Source organism: Leptospiraceae bacterium (assembly GCA_024233835.1).
Taxonomy (GTDB): domain Bacteria; phylum Spirochaetota; class Leptospiria; order Leptospirales; family Leptospiraceae; genus JACKPC01.
The window spans coordinates 1,898,040-1,916,742 of the sequence record JACKPC010000001.1 but is presented as its reverse complement, the minus strand read 5'-3'; the positions used below and the strand labels follow the sequence as shown (position 1 = coordinate 1,916,742).

Below are 18,703 nucleotides of genomic sequence, written 5' to 3'. Positions count from 1 at the left end.
AAAAGCTCTCAACTTATTTGCACACACCTTTTCAACTTGACAATCAGGATAAATACTATTATTATTACAAGAGAAGCTTGATTTGGAAGTATAAAAAGGTGAAAGATACGAAATTCAAAGAAGATGATTTATACAGGATCTTAATAAATAATACTGACGATTTTATTTATAGCTTTAATTTGGATGGCCACTATACTGCTGTAAATCATAGTTTTTGTGAAGCATTCAAAAAAAATAAAAGTGAAATTATAGGCAAGCATTATTCGGATCTTATTTCTTCTGAAAAGATACTTGATGAATGGCAAAGAAATATAAACAAAGTATATTCAAACCAGAAAACTATCCAATTTGAATTATCTATGGATATGTCTGATGGCTTAGTTCATTATTATGATATCAAGCTTCTCCCTATAATGAATAAAAGTGGAAATATTATCGGAATTCATGGTACGAATAGGGATATTACAAAACGCTATCTTGCCCTGGAAGCCTTAATAAAAAACGAATTTACTCTGGAACATTTTCTTGAACATTCACAGGAATTTATGGGTATTGTAGAAGCCTTATATAATAAAAGTGATATGCGCTATATAAGAATTAATAAAGCTGCCAGTAAATATATAAAAATATCTCAAGATAATATTAAAGGAATGCTTTCAAGCGAAGCAGGAGTCTCAAAAGATATAAGGCAGTACTGGTTAGAAAAATGTAGAGAATCAGAATGTGTCGGTAAGCCGGTTAAATTTGAATACCAACGTGAACTACCGGATGGAATTCATATACTGGAAGCTACGATAACTCATTTGCATTTAAGTCATTTTACTTTTGTTATTTCTGATGTTACCGAACATAGAAAAGCAGAAAAACAAATTAAAGAAAGCCTTGAAGAAAAAACTATATTATTAAGAGAACTTTATCATCGTACTAAAAATAATATGCAGGTGATCGCTTCAATGTTAGCAATGGAAAGACTAACAACAGATAATATGGAATATGATCAGGCGATTCGAAAAATTGAAGATAAAATCCTGGCAATGTCTCTTGTACATAAAATGCTTTACCAGTCTTATAATCTTTCAAATATTAATTTAAAAGATTACTTCATCGAACTAACCAAATTATTAATGGAAAATTATAATATATCACAAAATATTTTTCTTGAGTTAGAGCTTGAAGATATATCAGTATTAATAGATGTAGCCATCCCCTGCGGAATGATTCTGAGTGAGTTGCTTTCCAATATTGTAATGCACGCATTCCCAACAGGAGCGAAAGGTCATATAAATCTTAGCCTTAACCAGGATGAAAAACGAATAATTCATTTTCATGTTTCAGATAATGGCATAGGTGTTTCGGATAGCTTTAATTTTCATTCTGATGGAAAACATGGCTTGAATAATATCTTTGCACTCGTAGAGCATCAGTTACAGGGAAATATAAACTTTGAAAATAAAAATGGAATAATTTGTAGGATTGAATTCAATAACGCTCTTTTTTTTGAAAGGATTTAATATGGAAAATACCTCAGATAACATATTAATTGTAGAAGATGAAATTATGATAGCATCTCATTACAAAATGTTTTTGGAGAAGAAAGGATATAAAGTAATAGGTATTGCAGCAACAGGAGAAAAAGCTATCTATTTAGCCATGCAAAACAAACCAGTCTGCATACTTATGGATATAAACCTTGTAGGCGAGATGGATGGGATTCAAGCTGCTGAAAAAATAAAAAAGGAGATTCAGACAAATATTATTTTTATAACAGGCTATGATGATCCTGAAACCAGAATGAGAGCTGAGGGTATTAACCCTGCTGCCTATTATGTCAAGCCAATTAACTTCACGAATCTTATTGAAGATATAACTAAAGTAATTTTCAAAAATATATAAATGTATTTTAAAAGTAAGATATCGCTTTGGCCGCATCAGATTTTGGAGTATATTTAGGATACACATTAGCTAAATATTCTTTCATTTCTTCCATTATTGGACGAATCTTTTCGTAGCGCTGAAATACGTTTCGTCTATTTGAAGAACTGTATTATTCAATATAGAACGCAATATTTCATTTACAACAGGCTCTATCCTTTCATATACTTTAAGCAGATTATCAGAAAGGGTTGATAGACTTAGACCAAAACCATATCGCTGTAGTATTCCACATATCCTATACAGAGGAAGTGAATCACAGAACTTTTGAACAATAATATAGGAAAGGCTTATATAGTTTAAAATACCCTTTGGAATGAGCTGGGGAATCGGTCTGATGTCGGTCAGAATTCATGGGAAGCTCCCATCTTCGACTTTCCCAAGCCGGATGATTTTTACACTGAGCCAGGCCGGATGGCTGGGAGAAAAAGGACTGTCATGTTTATCTTTTCTCTATGCTGGGCGATAAACGAAGTGATTCTCAGTATTTAAGTTTTACTTCTTTTACTCAGATTGTATCTGATGACTTTCTAAAATTGTTTGTCAGAAAAAATATAGCTTTCTCTGAATTTATTAAAGAAATTTACCGATTCCCCAAAGCCGGAATAGGATTGTTTACAGGCCGACCGCCGAAACAGTACTGGAATATTTTCTGCTTTTCTTTTCCCGCTAAGCTGATATAATTGACCATTATGCAGATCGCCAATCCTATATAAGAAAGGACAGGTGTTTTACATAGATCTTCCTTCGAAACTCATCAGGAAAATGGGTATAATAAAATGAATGATACAGTAGAAAAAGGAAATTCCTACACTTCCAGTTCCGGTAAAATCCGTATTTACCCTATTGAAACCGGTAAAGTTTCGATGAATCAAAGTTTAAAACACAAAAAAGGATTTGGTTTTTTTTCCAAAATAAATATTCTCTTAACAAGAAAATTTACCGATTACTATCCTATTTATTCCTGGTTAATCGAACACCCTGAGGGGATTTTCCTGGTTGACTGTGGTTCGGATAGTAGCCTTGTATCTCCAGACTATTTCAGCAAAGGCAATTTGTTTTTAAGATATGGAAATCAACAGTTTATGCGTTTTCTTATCAAGGATGATGAAAATATTGTTTATGGTATCAATCAATATAATATTCAAGTAGGAGATATTTCCTGTGTGATTCCGACCCATCTGCATTTTGATCATATAGAAGGATTAAAATTCTTTCCCAAAACAAAAGTTTTAGTCCATGAAAAAGAGTATAAAAAACCCTACCAGCAACTTCGTTCCCGTTTTCCTGAAATTTTTGAACCTGAATTATTTTCTCTTTTACCCCGTGAAAATTTTCCTTTTGGTTCTTATTATCCGATTACGAAAGACGGAGATATTTTTGCAGTACCAACTCCCGGCCATACTTACGGTCACATTGCAATTATAGTACATGTAGATGACATCTATTTTATGTTCGCGGGAGATCATACTTATGATGAGAAACAACTTTTAATCCACGAACTTCCCGGAATCCATGCTCATTTCAGGGAGGCCAGAAAAACATCCGCACAGATACTTGAGTTCGCTAAAAATAACCGGGTTGTTTATTTGCCTTCTCATGATCCGGAAGGAAAAAACAGATTAAAAAATTTAGCTTTTCTTTAAAACTATATATTATAAGCTCATTTGATTATGTTCAAAATATCCGGATTTGAAGTTCAGGAAGAAATTTTTCAAAGTTGGAGCACTCTTGTCTATAGAGCTGTAAGAGTATCAGACCAAAAACCTGTAATTATAAAAACTCATTTTTCTGATTTTCCCGGATTAACAGAAAAAGCCCGTTTTTGAAGGGAATATGAAATTGGAAAGAAATTAGATATCGATGGCGTAATTCGTCCTATCAGCCTCGAAGAAGAGAACAACCGGTTATTTCTTGTGTTGGAAGATTTTGGAGGCAATTCTCTCGACGCTGTAATTCGTTCCAATAATATTGATCCGATCCAATTTTTAAAGATTGCCATTCAAATCTCCCACACTCTCATCGAAATACATCGACGTAAAATAACACATAAGGACATTAAACCTTCCAACATAATCTATAATCAACAAAATGGAATCGTCAAAATAACAGACTTTGGTATCTCGTCTTTTCTGGATTTTGAGAACAGGGTTCTGGAGAATACAGATCACCTCGAAGGTTCCCTTCCCTATATTTCACCCGAGCAAACAGGACGTATGAATCGTTTCGTTGACTATCGAACAGATTTTTATTCCTTAGGAATTACTTTTTATGAACTCCTGACAGGAGTTAAACCTTTTCGCTCCAATGATGCAGCTGAATTGATACATTCCCATATAGCCGTTTTACCGCGACCGCCTCATGAAATTTTAAAAACGATAGAACCGGCCATTAGTGCTATCATCATGAAACTGATGGCTAAGAAAGTAGAGGATCGTTACCAGAGTGCTCAAGGGATTAAGAATGATTTGGAATTTTGTTTCAAAGCCCTGAAAGAAAAAATTCCTATAAAGGATTTTATACCGGGGCAGAGAGATGTGTCCGAACGATTTACGATTTCTCAAAAACTATTTGGTAGAGAAAAAGAGATTTCGCAACTCTTTAAATCTTTTGAACAGATATGCGAAGGACAGATGGAATTAATGACGGTTCGAGGTCTTCCCGGTATTGGGAAATCCATTCTTGTACAGGAATTGCACCAGCCGGTTACCGAAAAAAAAGGTTTTTTTATTTCCGGAAAATTTGAAGATCTGCAACGGAGTATTCCCTACGCTACTCTTTTAAAAGCCTTTCAAAGTCTGATACATCAAATTCTTGCCCAGACTGAGTCATCCATTGAAACATGGAAACATAAATTATTGAAAGCGATGGGAAGTAATGCTGCGGTAATGATAGACCATATACCCGAACTGGAACCTGTCATCGGACCTCAACCTGCAGTTCAGGAATTACCCTACAAGGAAGCACAAAATCGATTCCAAAAAGTTTTTACAGATTTTATCGGAGTCTTTGCTTCCAAAAATCATCCCCTGGTATTATTTTTGGACGATGTGCAATGGATTGACCCGGGTACTCTTTCCTTATTAAGACTTTTCTTAAATAATGATTCCTTAAAATATTTCTTAATCATTCTTGCATATAGGGACAATGAAACCGATACCTCTCATCCTTTGTCTCTAACTCTGGAAGATCTTAAAAAGAAGGGAGTGAAAATACGAAGTATTTCTCCGGGCACATTGGATAAAGATTCCATATCCGCTTTTATTTCCGAGTCTTTAAAAAGAAAACCTTCCGAAGTGAAAACTCTAAGCGAAATGATCTCTCTAAAAACCGAAGGGAATCCCTTTTTCATGAAGGAGTTTCTCTTAGGTCTGAACGAACAGGGTCTATTACAATTCAATGCTGATTCGGGTTGGGGATGGAATGAAGATAAAATTCGGACACAGGATTTTACCAATAATGTAATCGAACACATGATTAAAAAAATTAACCGATTTCAGAAAGAAGAACTTTCTATTTTAAAAATTGCTTCCTGTATCGGTTCCGTATTTGACTTATCCACCCTGGCCCGTCTTTCTATTTCTTCCAAAACAAATGTTGCCTGTAGACTAAAAGAAGCAATGCTTCAGGGACTGATTCATCCCTTAGATGATCATTATAAATATTTTTTAGAAGAAGTGACTGCCGAAGTGGAAGAAGAGGAGAATTCAATACTGAATTCAAATTTTCGCTTTGCTCATGACAGGGTTCGAGAGGCCGCCTATTCGTTGTTAGAAGAGAAAGAAAAAAAAATAACTCATTTAAAAATTGGCAGAAGACTTTTAGAGACAAACTCAAAAGAGAACCTGGAAGACTCCATCTTCAGTATTGTCAATCATTTCAATCTATCACTTGAATTTTTAGAAAAACAGGAGGAAAAAGATAAAATAGCTCATTTGAATTATAGAGCCGGCAGGAAGGCTCGTCTTTCTACCGCTATTGAAGCAGCCTCTCAATACTATCATCATTCCTTAAGTCTTCTCTCTGAAAGTTCCTGGCAGACGGACTATACTCTCTCTATCAACCTATATATGGAATTAACGGAATGTGTTCTGGCTCAGGATGAATTAAAAGAAGCCGATGAGCTAATCCAGGTAGTTATTAAAAATGCTCGCTCAAACCTAGAAAAAGCAAAAGTTTATTATTTGCAGATTCTTGCTTTATTTCGAAGAAACAAAAATTTGGAGGTAATTAATCTTTCGAGAAAAGCCTTATCTCTTCTTGGCATTCGCTTTCCGAAAAACAAAGTAATCGCTCTGGCTATGGTTATAGAACTTCTAAGAAATCAAATCAAGATGAAAAGGAAAGGTATTTCCAAACTTTATGAACTGCCGGAAACAGAAGACGAACAAATAATTCTTGCTCTCAAGATTTTACAAAGTATAACCATGGCAGGAATTCAATACAATGCTAATTTTGCAGTTGTTGCTACGCTTATTGCGGTCCGATTAATTTTAAAAAATGGAACCTGTTATATCTCACCTTTTAATTGGTCTTCTCTGGGAGGAGTTCTTCAGGTTGGTTTATCCGATTACAAAAGTGCTTATCATCTCGGACAATTAGCTTTGAAATTACAAGAACGTTATAAGGACATTTCCGAAAGACCGGCCACCTTTTTTAATACAGCGGCCTGGCTAAATCCTTTTACCCATCATATAAAAGAATCAGAGGAATTATTAATAAAAGGATATAAAGCCGGTATTCAATCGGGTAACTTTATCTGGTCAGGATATTGCATTAGTATCTACCTACCCTTTTTACTTATCCGTTCGGCTCCACTCGTCGAGCATATCCTGGAAGAAATTAAAAAATATGATAAGTTTATGCATGGCACTGTAGATATAGTTTCCTGCACACTCTATGATTGTGCCAGAAAGTTTGTTATGATGCTTGCGGGAAAAACAAAGCATCCCTTCTATCTAGGAGATACCGAAGAAGCAGACTTTTCTTATCAAAAAGAAATAGAACAGTTTAATAATACGGTTGTCCGATTTAATTACGGTATTCTAAAAATGATGACCTTGTGTCTATACGGTCATTATAGGGAAGCAAGAAAAATAGCAGCCTGGACTTCTGTGGCAGTTCCCGAACTTTTAAATAGGATAGAATACCCTACTTTCAAATATTACGAATCACTAATCTATTTGATGGATTACTCCAATCTTTCCACTCCTGAAAAAGCAAAAGCAAATTGGATGATTCTAAAAACAGTAAGACTTTTTAAAAAATGGCAGAAGCGTTGTCCGCAAAATTTCTCACACCGTTACCTGCATCTATTAGCAGAACTTAAAAATGCCCGTTATAGGAATTTTGCCAGTTTACAATTGTACACGCAAGCAGCAAGTAAAGCAAAAACAAACGGATTTTTACACGAAGAAGGTTTGATCTGTGAACGTTTATCCTTATTATATTCTAAACTAGAAATTAAAGAGCTGGAAGTTTTTTATAAAAGGCAGGCATACCGTGCCTATACCAACTGGGGGCTTATTCCCAAACTTCAAAAAATGGAAGAAACCTTATCATCACTCAAAATTTTGGGTCGAAGCGGCACGGAAACCATCTCAATATCAGATGCACCTACAAGCCTAGGACTGGAAACCCGTCAGGGCACGGTTAATTTGTCAGATATGATTGATCTGGATAGTATTATAAAATCAGCCCGGGTTATTTCCGGAGAAATGGAATTAAATCGTTTGCTTGAAAAATTAATGCACATCATTCTTGAAAATGCAGGTGCTCAAAGAGGATTAATCTTAAATCATTTTGATAATGGCTTGTATATACAGGTATCAGGAAATATATCAGGGGAGGGAATGCAGTTAGAGGTGAATCCAAAAGAAGCGAAGGAAAATGATTGTCCGTTAAGCATTGTGAGCTATGCGCTTCGCATTAAAAATAATATAGTTTTAGAAAATGCGGTGGAAGAAAAGATGTTTCAATCAGATCCTTATATTCTATCCAATCAACCCAAATCGGTTCTCTGTTCTCCTATCATAAACAAAGAAAAAGTTTCTGCTATCCTATATATAGAAAATAATTTAACCACAGCTGCCTTCACAATAGAGCGAATAGAGACATTAAAACTCCTGATGGCTCAAGCAGCCGTTTCAATGGAGAATGCTGCTTTGTTTACAGAAACCCGTGAATTAGCAGAAGCTTTTTCCAGTTTTGTTCCCAGACAGTTTCTTGAATTTTTAGGTAGAAAGAGTATCCGGGATGTAAAACTGGGCGATGCCGTTCAAAAGGATTTAACCATTTTGTTTACAGACATTCGATCCTTTTCCACTCTTTCAGAGCGTATGACACCTGAGGAAAATTTCCGATTTTTAAATGCTTTTCTGGGAAGAATGGGACCTATCATCCATGATCATAATGGGTTTATTGATAAATTCATCGGGGATGCTATTATGGCTCTCTTTCCTATCTCAGCAGATGATGCCATACAGGCCGCAATAGAAATGCAAAGAGAAGTTAAAATTTATAATAAAAATAGAGCGGCATCGGGATACAAACCAATAGCAATCGGTATTGGAATTCATTCCGGTAGTGCAATGCTCGGAACAGTTGGAGATACAAGAAGGATGGAAAGTACAGTTATTTCAGATGCAGTAAATTTAGCTTCTCGTTTAGAAAGCCTGACCAAAACATTTGGATCACCCATTATCACCAGTCATAAAACCATGAAAAAAGTTCGTAGAATGGACAAATACAAACAACGCTCTCTGGGAATTGTTCAGGTAAAAGGAAAGAGCGAAAATGTATCCATTGTTGAAATTATTGATGGAGATACAGACGAAGAGTCCGCAAATCTAAAAATAAAAACCACTCCCCTTTTTGAAGAGGCTTTAGAAAAAAATCAACTTGGTGAAAAAGCCATAGCCAGAGAACTCTTTCAAAAAATTCTTATATTGAATCCAAAAGATCTGGCAGCAAAAAAATATCTGGAGTCTTTATGAAAGTCAGTATATTTGATGAACTAAAAGCAGTAAAGATTTATGATAATAAACTTTGCAAGTAAGATGCTTCTCTTTCATTGTCCTATCTCTTTTCCAATTTATAATAATCCGAAACCCTATTCTTCAATACGGATATTTCCTCTCATAATGTAATAGGTATTTCTACCCTTTCCTTTTCTTTCAATTAAACCTTTTTCGAGGAGAGTATTAAAAAGACTTTTTAGTTTCGTTTCTCCATACTCAAATTTTTCTTTAGCTTTCTTACGGGTGATTTTAACTTCCTTTTGAATGAATAGAAGAAGCTCTTTTTCTTCTTCATTTAATCGGTCGTAATCGGTCGTAATCGGTCGCAATCGGTCGGATCCTGAATTCGTTTTTTTATTTTCTAAATTACGATAAAAAGTCACATCAATAAAATCACCTTTTTCTTCAATCGTTGGTGGTTTTATTCCAGCAGATAGACAGGCATTCTTCATACGTTTAATTCCAGTTCCCCATTCTTCAATTAAACCCAACTCTTTAAAAACCCTGGCTATGACTTTGTTTCTGCTCTCACTCCTGCCATTTTCCAGATCCTGAATAGTTATTGTATTGGGTAAACCTCCGGGAGAAACAATGTTTATAATATCATCAAATATACCGACTTTAATATCTCTACCCTGATTGATATAATCCCTATGTACAAATGCATTCGTTAAAGCTTCTCTTAAAGCCACAACAGGCACTTCATAAGATTCTTCTCTACGCATCCCATTAATATCACCCCGTAGATGAATATGGTTTAAAATGAAGTTAAGTGTATTTTCATATACAGAAAAGATGTCACCTGAATACTCTTTTTTATCGATAAAAGTATCCATATTCGTTCCTTTAAATCGAGCACATTTAACTTTACAGTGGGAGAAAGTTCCTGTTAATAGTAGGAGAGCATTCGTAGGATAAATCTTTTTTTGCTCTTTTTTGATTAACTTCAAATTTTGCAATTTCTCATTGCTTAGTTTTTTATTTACTGCTTGAAATTGTTCTTTCAAAAAAGTTAAATTTAGAGTTGAAAGTTCGGTCTCATAATTGATTTCTTCATCAAAACTTGTTGGTAAAAGAAAATGCAAGGAAGCTTTGATCCAGAGTAAATTGGGTTGTAAGTTTATACGGTTTAACCCAGTCGAACGACCCATAGGAAGAGAGACAGGGCGAGATAGTGGTAGCGTTTTCAAGCAAGCGAAGCCTGGGTTTAATATCGCTAATGTGCTTGGCGAAGTTATAGAGGGATTATTAATTTTTAGATAATTTCTCATGAACCTCTCTCGTAATAAAATCTTCTATTACCTTTTGAAATTTCTCTTCATTCATATATTTATCAAAGATTTCTTCATTCAATTCCATACGCTCAATAAATAATTCTTCTAATATTTCAGAGAAGATTAAAGAAAACTTTTCTAATGGATTTATTTTAGCTGCTTCTTGTAATCTTGTATTTTTCATAGCAGTTGAAACGATTTGATCAAAAAATAATTGGTCTGCATCTATAAAATCGGTTCCAAATCTTTCGTTAAGTATATCTATTAATCTCGATAATTCTATAGACTCATCATCTGAGATATTTTTTCCTGAATCTTTTGGACCGTCCTGTTTGATTCTTTTTCCATTAGAAAGTTGAATAGAACCTTCGCTAATTTTCTGGATGCGATAGTATTGTAACTGAACTTCAGAATCAAAATTATAAACAGAATTTTTATTTGTACGGGGTAGTTTATTTTTTAAAAATTTCAAAAAAGTATATAACTTTTCTAAATCGGAATCCTGGTATGGGATTACCTGGCTTAAAAAAGCATATAATTTTGAGAATGAAGATATTTTTTTGCGAAAGGTTTCTGCTTCTTCAGGATCGTTTTTTACAAGGTTAGTAAATTTTAGTACAGAATTTTCAAAACATAGATTCATTTCTTTATGTGCTTTCTCAGTATGCTCCTTTGTGGGTTTAAAAAAAATTTTAGAAAAATTATTTATATCCTGTTCAGAGAAAATTCCATAGGCTATGATTTCGAATTTTAGTTGATACAATCTCTCTGGTTCAGCCTCTTCACCTATTTCAGCTCCTTCATAAAATTGAAGAAATGCGATTTGTATATCTTCTCTTTCATTTCGAAAATCAAGTATAAAGGTATCTTCTTTCAGTGGGTGCGTTCTATTCAGTCTGGATAATGTTTGAACAGCTTGAATTCCTCCAAGCTTCTTATCTACGTACATTGTGTGCAGCAAAGGTTGATCAAAACCTGTTTGGTATTTTTCCGCGACAAGTAGAACCCTATAATCCTGAGATGCAAATTTTTCCGGTAATTCAGTTTCTTTAATACCATGATTCATATTCACTTCGGTATATTCTTTATCAGAAAAATCTTCATCTTTTACTTTTCCGGAAAATGCTACCAGAGTTTTAATATTATAATTTTTTTCTTTTATATACATATCAAAAGCCAATTTATAACGAACAGCTTCCAGACGTGAGCCTGTCACTACCATGGCTTTTGCTTTTCCACCAATTTTATGCTTTGTTACCTGGTTAAAATGTTCTATAATTATTTCTGTTTTTTGGGAGATATTATAAGGGTGGAGTTGAAAAAATCTGGCAAGAGCCTTTGCTGCATCTTTTCTTTTAACATTCTTATCATTTTTTGCACTCTGAAGTAACTTATAATAAACTTTATAGGTAATATAATTCTTGAGCACATCAATGATGAATCCTTCTTCAATTGCCTGTTTCATTGTATATTGGTGAAAAGACTCACCATTTCTTCCAAAATTTTTAAGGGTTTTATGTTTTGGTGTTGCCGTAAAAGCAAAGAAACTTAAATTTTCAATTTTTCCTCGCTTTACCATGTTTAAATAAAGTTTCTGATATTCCTCTTCACCTTCTTCTTTTGCAATGGATCTTGCTTTTAATACAAGATTTTTACCTCCCAAAACCTTTTTTACTTCTGTAGCAGATTCTCCTGATTGAGAACTGTGGGCTTCATCAATGATAATAGCACAATTTCTGGTGGGTAATGCATCTTCATTGATTAGATTTTCCTCAACCATTTTAGATAGTTGTTTTAGAACAAAGGGAAACTTTTGAAGTGTCGTAATGATGATAGGAACTTTATCCAATAGAGCTTCTGTTAACTGCTTTGAGTCTTCGTCAATTTTTTGAACTACACCAAACTTGTGTTCGAATTGATATATGGTATCCTGAAGTTGCTGATCTAAAACTAATCTATCGGTAATAACAACAACACTATCATAAATTCTTTCATTATTCTTATTGTGCAGGGATGCCAATCTATGTGCTAACCAGCCAATAGTATTGCTTTTCCCGCTCCCTGCCGAGTGCTCTATTAGATAACTATTTCCGGTTCCTTCTTCTTCGGTAACTTTTAGAAGTTTACGAACAACATCTAACTGATGATACCTGGGAAATATAAGGGTTTCTTTTTTATACTTTTTTCCATTATCATTGATTTTTTCCTCTACCTGCAAATGAATATATTTTGCCAGTAGATCTAAAAGTGATTCTTTATTTAAGACTTCTTCCCAGAGATAAGAAGTCTTATAGCCATTTTCATTGATTGGATTTCCAGCACCGTTATTCAATCCCTTATTGAATGGCAAAAAATATGTATTTTCCTTATCCAACTTTGTTGTCATATAGACTATTTCTGTGTCTACAGCGAAGTGAACCAATGTTCTTCTTTTGAATTCTAATAGCGATTCATTAGGGTTCCTATCTTTTTTATACTGTATAATAGCATCTTCAAAGGTTTGCCCGGTCAAAGGATTTTTCAGTTCGATGGTAATTAGTGGAACCCCATTTATGCTCAATACAATATCAATTGAATTTTGATTTTGTTTACTATAATATAATTGTCTTGTAATACTAGCTTGATTTTGTTTATAGTTTTCTTCGTATTCTGGATTTAAGGTATGTGCTGCTTTAAAATAGACCAAGCGAAAGTTCCTACCATAACATTTAAAACCATGTCTGAGCGTTATTAATGAACCATACGCATTCATCCAAACATTTAAATCAGTGATTAATTGCTTATCGGTTTTTTCTCCTAAAAGTTTTTTGAGTTTCGAGTATTCTCCTTCCTGTGTTGATTTAATAAATTCTAAGATAGCTTCAGGGAAAAGAGCAGTTTCTTTATCGTATTGGTTTGATGCAAGGGAAGAATAGCCATTCTGTAGAAAATAGTTTTCTATAGTAGATTCAAAGTCTTTTTCGGAAAAATGGGAACTCACTAAATTAAACCTCCCGGTCTTGGTGAAATAGAATCTCCTTTGCTATCAAAACAATCTGTTGCTGTTCCTTTGAATGCACTGATGATTTCATTTTTTACATCTGGATAATCTTGAAAGACTTTCATCCAAATACTAAAGAAGCCAAAACCTTTAGCTGTCTTTCCAATTTGATTAGCCATCTGTAATGTTTGATTTTCTCTATAATTATTCAAACTATCGTGGGCTACTTCAAATGTATTTAATCGTTGTCCCCATCTTTCTAAAGCTGATTGTATTAAAGAATCTTTGATCCAATTTCTATGAGGTATATAATTTTTATTTAATCCAAATAGCTCTATAGTATTTTCAACTTTTCTTTTTATTTCATTTTCTATATGATTATTAGCAATTACCTCACCATCAGAGTAATATGTAAATATTGGAAATGTGTTATCTCTATCTGGAAAAAAATAATCATTCAAATTTATATCTTCATCGCCTTTCGCACTATTGCAATTTACACATGACAATAATAAATTGTCCCACTCGCATTCTAAATGTGGATTTGAATCTTTTGGTTTTTTATGTTCTACAGCCAATAATGTAGGAATTCTTCGTTCACAGTAACTACAATAGTCTCCAATATTCTCAACTAAATGTTTTTTATAATTTTCATATTTAGTATAAGTTATAGGTAAATTCCCCTTATTAACCGGTCTCATTTTATAATCCTTTGGCCATCTTTTTTTGTTCTAAATAATCTATATACGCAGAATATGCGGGATTATTCATATAAGGGTTTGTAAGCTTTATCAATTTCTGCTTTAATTCTTCCTTTCTTTCTGAACTCACACTTTGAGCATTTTCTAATAATCTATAATACTCTTCTGCAACATCTTTCATTTCTTTATATCTTTGACTCATTTCAGGTGAATCTATGCCCATAATGAAACGAGCGATCTCTTCTAAACCTTGATTTGCATATTCGGTTTCGATCTCCTTATCCAGCAGGATTAGTTCGCCCGGTTCAATTGATTGAATAATAAAAGGAGAATGTGATGTTACTATAAACTGACAATTTTTAAAAATTTCTTTTAGTTTTTCCACAATCCGTCTTTGCCATTGTGGATGAAGGTGCAAGTCCAACTCATCAAGTAGCACAATGGATTTACCCTCTTCGATAGGATCATGAAGTTCTGGATTATTTATGGCAAGCCTTCGGGCTAAATCGGTAATCAAGGAAAGTATGTTCTTTTCTCCATCAGACAACTGCTCAATGCTTATAATAACACTATTTTTATTTAATAATAATCTGGAACCGGATTTTTGTTTAGGATCTAAATCTTCCAAAAAAACATCATCTATATTATCTAAAAATGATTGGATTGCATTCTTGACTACAAGGTTTGTTTTTGATGGAATACTTTTTTCTTTAGAAATTACTTCTTCTTTTTCCCAATACTCAGCAGTTTTTAAAATGTTAAAGTTTCTTAATATTAGAGAGTCATCATTTCTGATGGAAATAAATTTTGCTAAATGACTTCCACGATAAATCGAATAATAGATCGCAGAAATTTGATTTTTGCTGTTTTTTAACTGTTTTAAAAAGTCATTTTTCTTTTTATTATCATCCTTGATTGCTAATGTAAATTTTTCAGGATAATCTTGGGAAATAGTAATTTCATGATTGAATAATTTTACTATTCTGTGGATAATCTTTACCCGATCAAAATTGTCTTTATCGATTTCCCCGGCAATAGTATTTTCAAAAGCCAAACTTTCTTGTTCTCTTATTATTTTTCCATCGTAAAAAAGAATCAACCATTCTTTAGATGTCTTGATTGCTAATATACTTTTTTGGTATTGCTTATGTTGAGTTTTCTCTTTTGGAGAGAACTTTTGTTGAAAATTTCGTATTTCTTCTTGCGGGTCTATTGGATTTTTTATAATTTCTAATCCGATTTTTAATGACTTTGATAAACTCACTTCTAATTCATAAGTTTTTCCAATATGCTCAACTTCAGCCAGAAGCTTGATTTCTAAGAATTGTTCTCCAAAAAATAAATCAGAATCCTCCAACATTCGTTTTGATATTTTGAAGTTAGAAACTTGAGGAATGATTCGCGATAAGATAATACCCAACGCGTCTATAATCGTTGTTTTTCCGGAACCATTAATTCCCACTAAAACATTAAAATTATTATCAAAGTTAAATTCACCTTTTTTTATTCCACGAAAATTAACTAAAGAAAGCTTTCTTATTATCATAACTTTAATTTTCCTGTAACGGCTTCAGATATTATCGCTGTTCTTCTTTCTTTTAACAACTCGATAGATTCTTGAGTTTTAGAGATGATATTATTGGTTTGGGTTATAAATTTTTTTAGATATTCAACAATTTCTTTTTGCTCCTTTCTGGGTGGTAAAGGTAACAGCATATCTTTAAAATTTGAAAACCTTATTCTAGGAGCACGTTCTCTAACTGCAGGACAGGAAGCTTGGATAAAACCATTCAATGCCATTTTTCTAATTATAAAAGCATAATAATCATTTAAAATACTTTTCTTTATAGGATCACATATTATATATTCTGGAGAACATTTTCCATTTGAATCAGATACTCCTATAGCACCTGCGAATGCGTCCATTGAATGAAGGACTAATTGGCCTTTTTGAATACCCTGATAACCTAATTCTTTAATTGCATTTGTGAATCCTTCTTCTCTTACATTTTTTCTGAGAGTAACTCTACCGTTACGAAAGCATGTAACAATTTCATCGTTATCACTAACTTGTATATGAGATTGAGTAAATAACCATCTTGCTTTCTCTACCTCCCAATGTTTAGGAATTTTACCAATCCAGGGAATGCCGGAATCTTTCAGTTTCACTTTAGGATCCAAACCTCTTGTAACAACTTGAGAAATCATCGACTGCTTTTTTTCTTCCAATAAGCTGATAAGCTTCTCTTTGCTTTGAATTAATTTATCAATCCGGGCTGTTTCTTTGTCTAAAAAGTTAGCAATAGTTTTTTGAGTTTGTAGGGGTGGGAGAGGGATTGTGAGTGAAGATAGTTTATCAGTACTAAGTTCTATAAAAGTACTTCCTGAAGAAATTGAGTTTAATTCTTTGTTCATAGATAGAAGTTTATAATAAAAATAGTTTATAACAGCTTTATCTTTTAAAACTAAAGATTTACAACCTTGATTTGTACATAATGGTAAACCTGAAATTGCTATGTTTCCCACCGGAGCTCTGGTTGTTAATACTAAACTATCCTTCGGAATAATTGTTGTTCCACAATTTTTATAACCTTCTTCTGTAATTTTTTTCTTTGAATTAAATATATATTTTTCTTTAAGATTTATATCTTCTGGTGTCACCCAAACAATATTCCCATCCCAGTAATTTTCTATAAAACTTGATGGAGTTGAACCATTAATAATTGAGAAGATATACTTAACTTTTGAGCTTTTCCACTCTTTATTCATTCTCAACTTTCATCCTTATTCAATTTAGATGTAACATTTAAAAAATCAATATCACTATAATCTTCTTCTAAAATCTTAGTGATTTCTCTATCTTTTACTTTTAAAACGTTACTCATATACGAAAGTTTTTTTCTTAGAGAATCAATTAAATCTGACCATGTGTATATATAAGTAAAAATATTTCCGGCTTTATTTTTTTCTAATAAAAAAGGATTTTCTTTTCCTACCTTTGATTTTGTAAAACCATCTATATCACTTGATATTAAAATAATTTTGTATTTTAAGGATTGAGAAAACTTACTTAGGTTTTCAATTTGATAAGCATATTTTTCAACTTGGTTAATTTCTTTTTGTGTTATTCTGCATCGGGGCGATTTTAGTTCGACAATCAGTATTTCACTTTCCTGCTCTCCGATTCTTTTTTCATTAAAAAAGAACAAATCGGTAATACCCTCTAAATACTTATCCTGAATTTCTACTGTGTTTTTATCTTCTTCAGAAAGAGTAAATTTTAAATATTGATTTCGCAACTCTTCTAAATTATTTTTTAATTTTTTATCAGAGAATAGCTTTGGTGTTTGTTCGTATTCTTCGCCAAATAACCATAATTCTTTTTCTATAATTTTATGGAGTTGACTTCTTTCTTTAATATACTTTGCTGGTTCATTATAAACTATTTCATATAAAAAATCTAAAAATTGATTCTTTTTTGCAATTTTTTCTGAAAACTCTACAACCTCATCAAGATCAGATTTTTTTAATAAATCCTTAAACTTTGATATTTTTTCATCATCTAGTAATTGAATGCTTTTCAAAATATCTTCAATATCTCCGTTAGAAATTGCTTTATCTATCAAAGGATAAATAATTTTTCGACTGGGTTCATTTTTTTTCAACAACTGGTAGTCTTTTTCTATGTAGTATGCAAATTGATTAAATACTATTTGTTTTGTTTGTGAGCTTGTTGGTGTTTTTAAATAAGGATAAAAACTATCCTCATTCAAGTTTTTCTTGAAATCATAAAAATCTTTATACCAGTCTGTAAAAAACTCATCAATGTAAATTTTAATCGAATCTAATATTTTTTTTAACTCTGGTTGCATATCTGATAAAATTAAATTCCGATTAATATCCAAATGAGATTTATCAAAAAGCTTGGAGTCAATATTTATAAGCCAGCTATTTTCCTCCGGTATGTCCGAGTCATAAGTAAATTTAGCAGCTACTGTATAAATTTGATTATTTTTAACTCTTAGTAAAACTTTATTTTCTTTTTTCTTCGCCTGAAAATGAATAAAATTTAAAGTAACTACATGTTTTTTATTTTCTAAATCTATATACTCCCTTTCAATTTTTATGGGATTACCAATAATATAATTTTTAGGATCTATCAATTTATTATTAATATATATTTTAGCTTTTCCATTGATAAGTTCAAGTGGATATTGTTGAAATAAAGCTATTGGAAGATTTTCTGGTAATAAATTTTTATGTAATTTTCTTTTTTTATCCAGTTCGCACTCTTCTTTAGAGTAAAAATCAGTAATAAAAACTTGGAAATATGTTTTTTCATCTTTCAGGAGATCTTCATAACTATCTTGAAGTTTTAGTTTATCTAGATTTATTCGATTCTTCTCTATATCATTCCCTTTTAGTGGAAGTGTAGACCTTGTGGATTTTTTTATATTACTATCGTAGGCTACAGTTTCTATTTTAATATTTTTTCCTATTTGAAGAGAAGCAAATCGACCAATTCCTTTACCTTCAGGTTTTGAATCCGTACCAATTTCGAGGATTTTCTTCTTGAAATCGGATTTTGAGACTCCTTCTCCATTATCGAAAATAATAATTTCCTTTATGTGTTCATTAAATATTTCATTTTCTTGGTTTTCGGTTATAGTTATCTTTATTTCAGTGGCATTTGCTTGCAAAGAGTTATTTATAAGTTCACAAAATGCAGTAAACGTATTGGAATATTGAGCAAATAGCTCTAAAACAATTCTTGAATTTGTTGTAAAATTTCCCATT

General features: G+C 32.6%; 11 protein-coding genes. 4 read left to right on the top strand and 7 right to left on the bottom strand.

The window, feature by feature from the left end; genetic code table 11:
• The first annotated feature begins 98 nt into the window (after window positions 1-98).
• Window positions 99-1,511: a PAS domain-containing protein gene (locus H7A25_08705; protein MCP5499969.1), complete on the top strand. Its 1,413-nt coding sequence runs from the start codon at window positions 99-101 to the stop codon at window positions 1,509-1,511.
• A gap of 1 nt (window position 1,512) precedes the next feature.
• Entirely contained in the window at window positions 1,513-1,893 is a 381-nt protein-coding gene (locus H7A25_08700; protein ID MCP5499968.1) for a response regulator, read from the top strand.
• A gap of 93 nt (window positions 1,894-1,986) precedes the next feature.
• Here the strand turns inward: H7A25_08700 and H7A25_08695 are convergent, their stop codons facing one another.
• Entirely contained in the window at window positions 1,987-2,283 is a 297-nt protein-coding gene (locus H7A25_08695) for a transposase (protein ID MCP5499967.1), read from the bottom strand.
• A 428-nt stretch (window positions 2,284-2,711) separates the two neighbouring features.
• On the opposite strand from H7A25_08695, the gene H7A25_08690 reads away from it, so the two are divergent.
• Together H7A25_08690 and H7A25_08685 are read left to right on the top strand one after the other, a co-directional pair.
• Window positions 2,712-3,578 (top strand): N-acyl homoserine lactonase family protein, encoded by an 867-nt coding sequence (locus tag H7A25_08690; GenBank protein MCP5499966.1) that lies wholly within the window; start codon window positions 2,712-2,714, stop codon window positions 3,576-3,578.
• Between the two features lie 270 nt (window positions 3,579-3,848).
• Window positions 3,849-8,927, top strand: coding sequence for an AAA family ATPase (locus H7A25_08685; protein ID MCP5499965.1), 5,079 nt, complete (start codon window positions 3,849-3,851; stop codon window positions 8,925-8,927).
• A gap of 116 nt (window positions 8,928-9,043) precedes the next feature.
• On the opposite strand, the gene H7A25_08680 is transcribed toward H7A25_08685, so the two are convergent.
• Genes H7A25_08680 through H7A25_08655 form a run of 6 tightly spaced genes read right to left on the bottom strand, consistent with a single transcriptional unit; the run spans window position 9,044 to window position 18,702 of the window.
• Window positions 9,044-10,222, bottom strand: coding sequence for a hypothetical protein (locus tag H7A25_08680; protein ID MCP5499964.1), 1,179 nt, complete (start codon window positions 10,220-10,222; stop codon window positions 9,044-9,046).
• Complete coding sequence (locus H7A25_08675; GenBank protein MCP5499963.1) at window positions 10,200-13,205, bottom strand: type I restriction endonuclease subunit R; 3,006 nt, start codon at window positions 13,203-13,205, stop codon at window positions 10,200-10,202. Before H7A25_08675 ends, H7A25_08680 begins: the two co-directional genes overlap by 23 nt.
• Entirely contained in the window at window positions 13,205-13,906 is a 702-nt protein-coding gene (locus H7A25_08670) for a TIGR02646 family protein (GenBank protein MCP5499962.1), read from the bottom strand. Before H7A25_08670 ends, H7A25_08675 begins: the two co-directional genes overlap by 1 nt.
• A 1-nt stretch (window position 13,907) precedes the next feature.
• The gene (locus tag H7A25_08665) at window positions 13,908-15,452 is read right to left on the bottom strand and encodes an AAA family ATPase (protein MCP5499961.1); all 1,545 of its coding nucleotides are present in this window, start codon (window positions 15,450-15,452) and stop codon (window positions 13,908-13,910) included.
• Window positions 15,449-16,675, bottom strand: a complete 1,227-nt coding sequence (locus H7A25_08660) for a restriction endonuclease subunit S (protein ID MCP5499960.1) — start codon at window positions 16,673-16,675, stop codon at window positions 15,449-15,451. Before H7A25_08660 ends, H7A25_08665 begins: the two co-directional genes overlap by 4 nt.
• A 2-nt stretch (window positions 16,676-16,677) precedes the next feature.
• The gene (locus H7A25_08655; protein MCP5499959.1) at window positions 16,678-18,702 is read right to left on the bottom strand and encodes an ATP-binding protein; all 2,025 of its coding nucleotides are present in this window, start codon (window positions 18,700-18,702) and stop codon (window positions 16,678-16,680) included.
• Window position 18,703: the final 1 nt, after the last annotated feature.

What these genes read in the sequence shown, in the direction of transcription:
- H7A25_08700 (MCP5499968.1), top strand. Translation starts at nt 1,513, where the DNA reads ATGGAAAATACCTCAGATAACATATTAATTGTAGAAGATGAAATTATG.
- H7A25_08690 (MCP5499966.1), top strand. Translation starts at nt 2,712, where the DNA reads ATGAATGATACAGTAGAAAAAGGAAATTCCTACACTTCCAGTTCCGGT.
- H7A25_08680 (MCP5499964.1), bottom strand. Translation starts at nt 10,222, where the DNA reads ATGAGAAATTATCTAAAAATTAATAATCCCTCTATAACTTCGCCAAGC.
- H7A25_08670 (MCP5499962.1), bottom strand. Translation starts at nt 13,906, where the DNA reads ATGAGACCGGTTAATAAGGGGAATTTACCTATAACTTATACTAAATAT.
- H7A25_08665 (MCP5499961.1), bottom strand. Translation starts at nt 15,452, where the DNA reads ATGATAATAAGAAAGCTTTCTTTAGTTAATTTTCGTGGAATAAAAAAA.
- H7A25_08660 (MCP5499960.1), bottom strand. Translation starts at nt 16,675, where the DNA reads ATGAATAAAGAGTGGAAAAGCTCAAAAGTTAAGTATATCTTCTCAATT.
- H7A25_08655 (MCP5499959.1), bottom strand. Translation starts at nt 18,702, where the DNA reads ATGGGAAATTTTACAACAAATTCAAGAATTGTTTTAGAGCTATTTGCT.